Origin of the sequence: Methylobacterium nigriterrae, assembly GCF_037106235.1 — a bacterium.
GTDB lineage: Bacteria > Pseudomonadota > Alphaproteobacteria > Rhizobiales > Beijerinckiaceae > Methylobacterium > Methylobacterium nigriterrae.
The window spans coordinates 1-9,146 of the sequence record NZ_JBAWTG010000164.1 but is presented as its reverse complement, the minus strand read 5'-3'; the positions used below and the strand labels follow the sequence as shown (position 1 = coordinate 9,146).

Annotated in this window: 8 protein-coding genes; 5 read left to right on the top strand and 3 right to left on the bottom strand. The window is 63.7% G+C overall.

Annotated elements, in window-relative coordinates:
- Positions 1–225 precede the first annotated feature (225 nt).
- From WDW90_RS32575 to WDW90_RS32565, 3 genes are read right to left on the bottom strand one after another with little or no spacing between them, the layout of a single operon-like run.
- A complete protein-coding gene (locus tag WDW90_RS32575; RefSeq protein WP_336491766.1) occupies positions 226–1,044 on the bottom strand; it encodes a c-type cytochrome in 819 nt (272 codons plus the stop codon).
- A gap of 3 nt (positions 1,045–1,047) precedes the next feature.
- Positions 1,048–2,694: a cbb3-type cytochrome c oxidase subunit I gene (locus WDW90_RS32570; protein WP_431311169.1), complete on the bottom strand. Its 1,647-nt coding sequence runs from the start codon at positions 2,692–2,694 to the stop codon at positions 1,048–1,050.
- Entirely contained in the window at positions 2,666–3,208 is a 543-nt protein-coding gene (locus tag WDW90_RS32565) for a cupredoxin domain-containing protein (RefSeq protein ID WP_336491763.1), read from the bottom strand. The genes WDW90_RS32570 and WDW90_RS32565 overlap by 29 nt, the downstream gene beginning before the upstream one ends.
- 383 nt (positions 3,209–3,591) lie before the next feature.
- On the opposite strand from WDW90_RS32565, the gene WDW90_RS32560 reads away from it, so the two are divergent.
- From WDW90_RS32560 to WDW90_RS32540, 5 genes are all read left to right on the top strand, one after another.
- Entirely contained in the window at positions 3,592–4,056 is a 465-nt protein-coding gene (locus WDW90_RS32560; protein ID WP_431311170.1) for an IS110 family transposase, read from the top strand.
- Between the two features lie 230 nt (positions 4,057–4,286).
- Positions 4,287–5,045 (top strand): HlyD family secretion protein, encoded by a 759-nt coding sequence (locus WDW90_RS32555; protein WP_336491761.1) that lies wholly within the window; start codon positions 4,287–4,289, stop codon positions 5,043–5,045.
- A gap of 11 nt (positions 5,046–5,056) precedes the next feature.
- Positions 5,057–5,377: a hypothetical protein gene (locus tag WDW90_RS32550; protein WP_336491759.1), complete on the top strand. Its 321-nt coding sequence runs from the start codon at positions 5,057–5,059 to the stop codon at positions 5,375–5,377.
- A gap of 225 nt (positions 5,378–5,602) precedes the next feature.
- The gene (locus WDW90_RS32545) at positions 5,603–6,061 is read left to right on the top strand and encodes a potassium channel family protein (protein WP_336491758.1); all 459 of its coding nucleotides are present in this window, start codon (positions 5,603–5,605) and stop codon (positions 6,059–6,061) included.
- Positions 6,062–6,336: 275 nt separating this feature from the next.
- Positions 6,337–8,058 (top strand): SulP family inorganic anion transporter, encoded by a 1,722-nt coding sequence (locus WDW90_RS32540; protein ID WP_336491756.1) that lies wholly within the window; start codon positions 6,337–6,339, stop codon positions 8,056–8,058.
- Positions 8,059–9,146 lie beyond the last annotated feature (1,088 nt).

The window sequence follows — 9,146 nt, the reverse complement described above, 5'->3', positions numbered from 1 at the left end:
TTCCGCTGGACCAAGACAGCCGACGACATCCTCGCCGCCATCCAGCGCTTCTGCCACCAAACTCTCCAGGTCAGAGAGACTAAGGAATCAGGACACTAGCACGTGAGAGTGCCACGAAAGCTCTTCTATCCTTGGCTGTTCACAACCCTGATCCCGCCCATGCGATGTCCGCACGACCGAAGGCGCTTTCACCCGCCCCTGACATCAAAGCGCCCAGGTAGTGCCTCAGTAGCTCAGAGTCGTCGCATAGAAGTTGGCCAGCTTGTCGATCTCGCGATCGGTCAGCTTGGCGGCGACGCTTCGCATCCGAGTGTAGATGTCGTTGCGGCGGCCGCCGTCCTTGAAGGCATGGAGCTGCCGAGCGAGGTAATCCCTGTTCTGGTGCGACACGGTCGGGGTTTCAATGGGCCCGCCGGCATTGAAGCCGTGGCACGAATTGCAGGCCGGAAGCCCGCGGGCCGGGTCGCCGCGCTCGACGAGGCGCACGATGTCTTCATCCATCACCTCCGCAGTCGTCGGATCGAGCTCAAGCCTCGCCGACGCGGCGAAGTGGGCCGCCACGTCGACGATCTGCTGGTCCTCGAGGCCCTGCGCGATGCCGGTCATCACCTCGTGCACGCGGGTGCCGCTCTTGTAGTCGTGGAGCTGCTTGTAGATCGCGATGGCCGACTGACCCGCGAGGTTTGGGTTCTGCGGATCGGAGGCGATGCCGCGCTCGCCGTGGCACGCCGTGCAGACTTGGGCGACCTCCGTGCCGGCGGTCGTCGGACGCGACAAGGTCGTGAGCAGGGCCGTGCTCCAAGCGACCTGCGTCGCGGGATGTGCGACGGCTCGGCTCGTCGGCTGCCGCATAGCGGGGGAGCCCGGTGCGGTGCCGATGGCCCGGCAGATGGCCGTGAACGGATCCAACCCGGCGCCGTAACCCTGGACGATCGGTAGCAGAAGGAAGCCGAAAACGCCAGAAAAGGCGAGGACGCCGATGATGATGACGCTCGCCCACAAGCGCCAGGGCCGGTCCAGGACCTCGGGTTGAGCGGGCCTCATGGCTCACCTACTGCCGTCGACCCGATGCACGATGGCCTCGGGTGCCTTGAGGATGAAGAATTGCGCGATCGGATAGCCGTAGGCGGCCACCATCAGGACGAGCACCAGCACGTTCCACAGGGCAAAGCCGTTGAGGGCCGCCGGCACGCGCGCCGGAGGGTGGACGGCGAGCGCGTAGAGCGGCCGCAAGCCGGCCACCGCGATGGCGCGGGCGCGGTGGAACTCCAGGAGGTTCCAAACGAACAGGAGCGCGCTCGCGAGCAGGATGACGCCGCCCACAAGTGAGACCACCACCCAGGGACCCCAAGCCGCGATGATGGGGTCGGCGTAGTTGAAGGTGGCGACCCGCCGCCATTGCCCTTGCAGGCCGAGATAGTGCCAGGGCAGAGTCATGACCATCATGCCGACGAACCACAGCCAGATCTGGGCGCGCTGCGCCCGGAGCGAGACCGGGGTGCGGCCCGTGAGCGTCGGCCAGATCGTGTAGGCGATCGCGAAGTACATGATCACCGCAGTGCCGCCGAAGATAAGGTGAAAGTGCGCCGTGACCCACGACGTGTTGTGGATCATGGCGTTCATGCCGTAGCTCATGTTGATGAGCCCGCCCTCGCCCCCGAACCACAGCATGAAGAAGGCGAGGCCAGTGGCCAGCACCATCGGGCGCTCCCAGGGCAGGGCCCGGATCCAGCCGAAGAGGCCTCTGCCGCCGCGCAAGCGGCCGGCGATCTCCATGGAGGCCGAGATGGTGAAGACGGTCAGCAACGTCGGCGCTACGACGAGGGCCGTGAAGCTCACCTGCAGGAACTTGAAGGCGTTCGACTGCTCCGGATCCATGAGCAGGTGGTGGATCCCGACCGGGAGGCTGTAGATCAGGAAGAGGATAAAGGTGAGCCGCCCCATGGTGTCGCTGTAGAGGCGACCTCCGGCCGCCTGTGGCGCCATCGTGTAGAACGCGATGTAGGACGGGATGAGCCAGAAATACACGATGGCGTGCAGCGTCCAGGAGAACAACGTCCGGGACAGGCCGACGTCGATCCCCACATTCCAGCCGAGCGCCGATGGAATGACTTGGAACAGAAGCTCCGCCGCGACCCCGACGGTGGTCCACAGCCACAGCACCGCGTTGGCGACGGTTGCGAACATGGCGAGGGGCACGGGCTCGCCGGGGTTGGCGCGCTTCCAGCCCATCATGGCGAGGATCATCAGGACGCACCAGATCCAGGAACCGACCACGACGAGCACCACGCCGAGATAATAGAACAGACTTCCGGTCAGCGGCGGGTAGAAAGTATAGAGTACGGTGGCGCGCCCGGCGAAGACCGTGACGGAGGCCATGACGGTCCCGACAGCGCCGAGGGCGAAGCCGAGCCAAGCCCACCGGGGACCGGGCAGCGGACGGGCGAGGGCCGTCTCGGCCACGTAATAGCCGAAGCCCATGATGACGAATGTCGGCAGGACGTAAGCCATCGTGGTGCCGTGGGCCGTGACGGAGGTGAAGTACGCTTCGGCGGTGAGGAACGGCGCCGGCAGCGGGCTGCGGGCCCACATCTGCCAGACGCCGAGCACGGCCGCCACCGCGAAGGCCGCGAAACCGAACCACAGGTGGACGAGGGTGAGGCGTCTAACGTGCGTCACAGCCCACCCTCCCATCGGCGTCCGGCTTGAAGACGGGCTCCGGCACGACCCGCACGGTCGCCCACATCTGGCTGTGGCCGAGGCCGCAGAACTCGTGGCAGGGCATTAGGAGGTCGCCCGTCTTCGTGAACACCGTGTGGACTTGGCTGACGTAGCCTGGAACCACCATCGTGTTGACGTTCGTCCCCGTGACTAGGATGCCGTGGATCACGTCCGGGCTGGCGAACCGCAGCGTCACGGGCCGGTTCGCGGGCAGCACGACGCATTGCGGCTGAAACGCGAACTGGGTTGCGACGATGCGGCTCGTCACCTGCCCACCGGGCTCGACGGTGGTGCCGAGATTGGCTTCCGTAAACTCACCGGTGAGGTGCAGCGTCTTGGGATCGATCGTCTCGATGTTGCTCGGCGGATTGATGTGGTGGACGAGGCCCGCATAGATGACCGTGAGCATGATCACGCTGACGAGCCCGACCGAAACGGCCGCCCAGCGCAGCTCGGAACGGAGAATGCCCTCTTCGGTCGCCGGCATGGCTTAACTAACCATGCCGCGCGGCAGGAACACGAACGCGTAGATCAGGAACCACCCGAGGAGAAGGAGGCCAACGGTCAGTCCCGCGAGGGCGAGCGCGCCACGTGGCACCTCCCGCATAATGCGCTCTAAGGCAGCATCGTCCGGATCGAGGGTCGATCCGGGAAGGTCCGATGGTAATCTCGGATGCAAATCCGACATCGGAAGACCACTTCCATCCAACTACTTCCTGTAAGCCCCCCTGGTGCGTGATGTCAATCTGACAAGCCGCTGTCTTGGTTCAGCCTGGTTCAGGGTGACCTGAACTGATGCGGTGGATGCCCCTCTTTGTCGGCATCGTACGATGCTGTTTAGCGCCATGGTGGCGCGCGAAAGAAGAGCAGATGGCGGAGGTGCAGATACTCGCGGTCGACCTGGCGAAGCGGAGTTTCCAGGTCTGCGCGAGCGACCGCGCGGGGTGGGTTCTTTACAACTGGGTGATTTCGCGAACGAAGCTGGAGGCGCTGTTGCGGGCGCAGCCTCCTTGCATCGTGGCGATGGAGGCATGTGCCACGAGCCACTTCTGGGGCCGTCTGGCCGAAGCTCACGGCCACGAGATGCGGTTGATCCCGCCTATCTATGTAAAGCCGTTCGTGAAGCAGCAGAAGAACGATGCGGCGAACGCCGCCGCGAACGCCGAGGCGGCGCTGCGGCCGAACCGCCTGCGCGTAGGTCGCTCCAGGCTGGCTTGCCACCTCCGGATGAGCGAGCAATGTCCTGTTCGATCAAGTAATGGAACCAAAAAGTTGTATGGAACGGTACTTGCGTATTTTATGCGCACTGAAGCGGTCTGCCTAATAATCATATGAGTGCGCAGTTCCATCTTTATCGCGCTAGTGGCACCAATCGACCGATGAGATAGAATCAAATTCCTCATGAGCGTCGGTGAGACCGCGTCGGTCGCGAGAAGCCGAGGTCACGCTTGCGAGCGCCTTGACGGTGCATTGGGTTGCCAGGTTTCCGGCGTCGATGCCAGCGACCGATGCCGCCGCGCCATGGAAGCCTGCTGAACCTGGAGTAGTCGCCGAGGGCCGGGATCATGAATGTTGTGGATCGCGATCCGCTGCTGCGGCCGTCTTCCCCTCCGCCAGTGGCGAAGGTCGCACGCGCGCCGGCGATCATCGTGACGCTCCTGATCGGCGCGATCGTCGGCCTGTCCCTCTGGTACCTGGTGCAGCCACAGCCCCTGATCATCCAGGGAGAAGCCGACGCCACGCGGATCGATATCGCGGCACGGGTCGACGGCCGGGTGGGCAAACGTCCCGTCGAGCGCGGCGACGATGGGAAGGCCGGGCAGCTGCTCGTCGAGATCGACAATCCCGAGTTGATCACCAAGCAGCGTGAGGCCGAGGCGAGCCTGGCCGTGGCGACCGCGCAGCTGGCCCATATCGAGGCGGGCACTCGCGCAGAGGTCATCGCGCAGCGCAAGGCTGCCGTCGAGACGGCCGCAGCCAACCTGACCTTCGCACAGCGCACCTACGAGCGTGTCAAGGCATTGGCTGCAGGCGGCAACGCGCCGATCCAGCGCCTCGACGAGATCACGGATTCCCTTCACGTCGCGGAGCGCAGCCTGGACCAAGCCAAGCTGGCGCTCCAGGCCGCCACCAGCGGCTACACGGCCGAGGAGCGTGGAATCGCCCGCGCCAGCGTCGCCAAGGCGAAGGCCTCGATCGACACAATCAAGGCGCAGATCGATGAACTCGTCGTCAAGGCGCCGTTGCCGGCACAGGTCTACCAGATCAGCGCCGAGGTCGGCGCCCGAGACCGCCGCCGTCGTCAGGACGGCGGCTCCTGGTGAGGACGACAATCATGCTCAGGCAAGAGGACAGGGCCAATCCGCTCGGGACCGCGCTCGATGCGTTTCGCGCGGCGCTGGTCACATTTGCTCGGGAGGTCGCGGAGAGCGACGAGGCGACCGCTGCCGTCGCGTTCGAGCGCGCCCGCCGAGCCGCCGAAGTCGCTTTGGGCGCACCCGTCTCGACCGACACCCGCGAGGCTGCATCCATCTACGACGTGATGGTGCGCAACGCCCTGCATGTGCGAGTCGAGGCGATCCTCGATGAAGCGCAGGCGGCGATCGGCATTGCTTGCCCTGAGGGGAGCAGGGCAGCCATACGAGAACAGCGCTAGCGAGAACGTGCTCGACCAGACCCTGACCAGGCAGAGCGCCGGCGCCGTTCGCAAGATGAACGTTCAGGAGCAGGACCGCGATCCTCGTCCTGCGACGAGACCACCCGGCACCTGGCTTGTCTGTGCGGACACGTTCGCAGGCTCAGATTGGTCGTCCCTGCTCGTGATCTCGGTCGTCAGCTTTGAGCGCGTGCTCGTTGCAACCTCCCATGCTGGCGCTCAACCATGATCGCTCGGTGGAGGGTCGAGATGGTAGTTCAATTGGCAGTTGGCGCAGTTGCAAGCACCTGCAACATTGTCATCCATTCATTCACGATGGCTACGATCATAAAGGTCGTTAAGGCCCACGTTAACATCAGGAAGCACAGCATTGCATCACTGTCGATGATCATGTCAGCTGTGGTTTGGGTCTTGATGGTAGCGCACGCGCTGGAGATCCTGATTTGGACAATCATCTATAGAATGACCGGAGCCGGACCGGACGGCTCTGATCTCCTGTACTTCGCCTTCGTGAATTACACAACTCTGGGCTATGGAGACATCGTGCCGGTTGTGCACTGGCGCCTTCTCGGCCCAGTTGCCGCGATGAACGGCATCCTGCTGTTCGGCTGGTCGACCGCCGTCATCTTCGAGGTGCTCCGGCGAACCCTGATCCGGATAGACGAACTCGGGAACCAGGCGTGAGGAGCCGACCGTGACCCAGCGCGAGTTTGGACCACCGTGGGACGGCAGGCCAGTCAGGCGTCCGCCGTCAAAGGGCGGCTGCGACCTTCCGGCCCCGCACGGATGGAAACGCGAACGGCAACGCCGTAGGATCGGACATGGCGGGCGTGGCAGTCGCGATCGGGTGACGGATGTTGGCATCAGCACCCAGTCCCTAAGCCACATCAATGTCTTACCCTGCGCCCGTCACCCTTACTCCACCGCCCTCGAGTAGAGGATGGGCGAGGGGAACGTTCATGACCATCTCGGCTGGCCCCGCCCCCAATGCACGGCGGATCCTTCCCATCCTTGAGTGGCTTCCAGACTACCGGCGCGAATGGTTGGCCGCAGATGTTCTCGCTGGCCTCGCGCTCTGGGCGGTCATGGTGCCGGAAGGAATGGCCTATGCCGGTATTGTCGGCGTGCCGCCTATCATGGGCCTCTACACGATCGTCCCGCCCCTGGTTGCCTATGCACTGCTCGGCAGCTCCCGTCTGCTGGTCGTCGGTCCGGATACCGCGACTGGCCTGATCTCGGCCGTGACCGTGGGCGCCATTGCGGCACAGGGAACAGGGGCGTTCAACGCACTCACGTCCACCCTTGCCATCTTGATCGGCACATTCTTTCTGCTGTTCGGCGTGCTGCGCATGGGGTGGGTAGCAACCTTTATTCCCACTCCGGTGATGCGTGGATTCATCGAAGGACTTGTCTTCGTCACGATCGCCGGACAGGTTCCGCATCTGCTGGGGATTAATGGCGCGTCGGGCGACTTTTTCACGAAACTTTGGTTCGTGTTGCAGCACTTGGGAGATGCTTCGCTCGCTCCTGTGCTGACCGGCGTGCTCAGCTTGACGGCAATGCTGTCGCTTCGCCACTTTGCGCCTCGTATCCCCGCGGCCTTGGTTGTCGCAATGGTCGCTACGGTGCTCGTTCGCCTTCTCGGCGGCGAAGCCACCGGCATACACATGGTCGGCGATCTTCCGTCAGGTCTGCCCCGGATGGCTTTACCAGTCTTTGACCTTGCGACCCTGCAAGCCCTCGTGCCTGGCGCGCTCGCCATCGTCCTTGTCGGCTACGCCGAGGCGCTGGGCGGGGCGAAGGCCGCCGCCCAAGATGACGACGTCATCGACCCGAACCAGGAGCTGATTGCGCATGGGCCCGCCAACATTCTGAGCGGCCTGTTCGGCGGCTTTCTTGTCGTCGGCAGCTTGTCCAAGACCTCTGTGGCGATCGCCGCTGGGGCTCGGACCCAGATCGCGAACCTCGTCGCGGCGGTATTTTGCTTTCTCACGCTCGTGCTGCTGACGCCATTGTTCCGCGGCATGCCGTACCCGGCCCTTGGCGCCATCGTAATCGCAGCGATGCTTCACCTTACCAACACCGGTTACTTGCGTACATTGTTTGTTCGGAACCGCTGGGAATTTGTTATTTCCCTCATCGTCATCGCCGGAGAACTGACACTTGGTGTCTTGCAGGGGGTCGCCCTTGGGGTGGTGTTGTCGTTGTTGCTCCTGATCTATCGAACCAGCCACCCGGACGTCGCGGTGCTGGGTCAATTGCCGGGCACAGAGGCTTACCGCAGCGTTCAGCGACACCCGGAGGCGGTCACCTTTCCTGGGCTACTTATTTGGCGGGCCGGCGGCGATCTGTTCTTTGCCAGTATCGGCCATTTCAACGACGAGCTGAAGGCGGCTTTGGCTGCAAGCCGCCCGCCGACGAAACATGTGCTGCTGGATGCAGGGTCGGTGAACCTGCTCGACACAAGCGCGTGCGACGCTTTGCTGAAATGCATCCTGCAACTGCAGCGTCAAGGCATGACCTTCGCCTTTGCTCGTGTCCGTGACAACGTGAAAGAGCGAATGCGGCTCGGCGGAATAGAGGCTGCGGTGGGACCAGTTCACTTCTACGAACGTGTGACTGATGGCGTGCGCGCTTGGCAGAAGCTAGACGATGCCGACGGCCTTGTTCGATCGATGTGACCCCAGGCACGCAGACCATTGTTTGTGATCGTGCTGGGCAGCATGAAGAGCTTGTCCACTTGTCACGGCCCTTCCCCTTGCCGTGGCGGAATGCGCTGCGGAACAACTCCCTGGTCACCGTGCGGCTAAGGAAGCGCTGCGGGTGGAGCCCCTGCTCGCAGCGATGTATCACACGGCGCGGTTGCTCACAGTCGCGGGCGAAGCGATGGCTGAGGCGCTCGGAACGGACGAGGATCGCTGCAGGATGACACGAGTGACCCATCCGTCCGGGAGAGCATGGTCAACGACCTCCAGTCACCGACAGGAAGACGGATCATGAAGATCGTCGGCGGCACCGGCCTGATCGGCTCGACGACCGTCGCCATTGCGTCAGGGCGGCCACGAGGTCATCGCCGCCTCGCCAAAGGACGTTTTGAGTATGTGCATCGGGGCACTCTGAGGCCTTCATCTGAGCCGCGCCGAACGTCCGCTAACCCTCAGCTTGAGACACGAAGCGGACAGACCGCTACCGGCCAGGATCGGCCATTCCGAGTCGCGCCCTGTTTGGTCGTGCGGCGGATCCAGCGGTGTGCTTCCCGAGAAGGCTTGTCACGGCGGCCTTGGACGGGATCGAGCAGCGCGTCATCGACCGCGGCTTGGACGATCTCGGCCATACCTACGCGATCACGGTCTGCAGGGGCCCGGCTGGCTCAGCTGCCCCGCAAGCGACGTGAGATGCTCGGTCGTCGCTGGAGGGGCAACACGGGCATAACAGGGACAAGAGGAAGATGATCTCTATAGAAATGCACCTGTTGTCCCCGACTAACACGGACACAACCTGCCCAGAGTCCAATCACGTTCTTGTCTGGTTCATACCAAGGCCGGTCCGCTTCGCGGTGCAGGTAGAACGGTTTGCCCGCCTAAGTCTCGCTGACACATCGGGGGCCGGCGGCTCATGACAGGGCAGTACGGGCCTGAAATGGCCCCCCTCGCCGTGGATGTCGGTGCGTGAAACCGCGCCGGGGCGGGATGGGCCGCGCCGGGGACCAATCACGACCGAGAGTGAGACACGGACAACACCGTTATTCTCCAATCATAACCGGCCCGTT

Excerpts from the sequence above, each read along its gene's own strand:
- WDW90_RS32575 (WP_336491766.1), bottom strand. The coding sequence starts at position 1,044 with ATGAGGCCCGCTCAACCCGAGGTCCTGGACCGGCCCTGGCGCTTGTGG.
- WDW90_RS32570 (WP_431311169.1), bottom strand. The coding sequence starts at position 2,694 with ATGGGAGGGTGGGCTGTGACGCACGTTAGACGCCTCACCCTCGTCCAC.
- WDW90_RS32565 (WP_336491763.1), bottom strand. The coding sequence starts at position 3,208 with ATGCCGGCGACCGAAGAGGGCATTCTCCGTTCCGAGCTGCGCTGGGCG.
- WDW90_RS32560 (WP_431311170.1), top strand. The coding sequence starts at position 3,592 with ATGGCGGAGGTGCAGATACTCGCGGTCGACCTGGCGAAGCGGAGTTTC.
- WDW90_RS32555 (WP_336491761.1), top strand. The coding sequence starts at position 4,287 with ATGAATGTTGTGGATCGCGATCCGCTGCTGCGGCCGTCTTCCCCTCCG.
- WDW90_RS32550 (WP_336491759.1), top strand. The coding sequence starts at position 5,057 with ATGCTCAGGCAAGAGGACAGGGCCAATCCGCTCGGGACCGCGCTCGAT.
- WDW90_RS32545 (WP_336491758.1), top strand. The coding sequence starts at position 5,603 with ATGATCGCTCGGTGGAGGGTCGAGATGGTAGTTCAATTGGCAGTTGGC.
- WDW90_RS32540 (WP_336491756.1), top strand. The coding sequence starts at position 6,337 with ATGACCATCTCGGCTGGCCCCGCCCCCAATGCACGGCGGATCCTTCCC.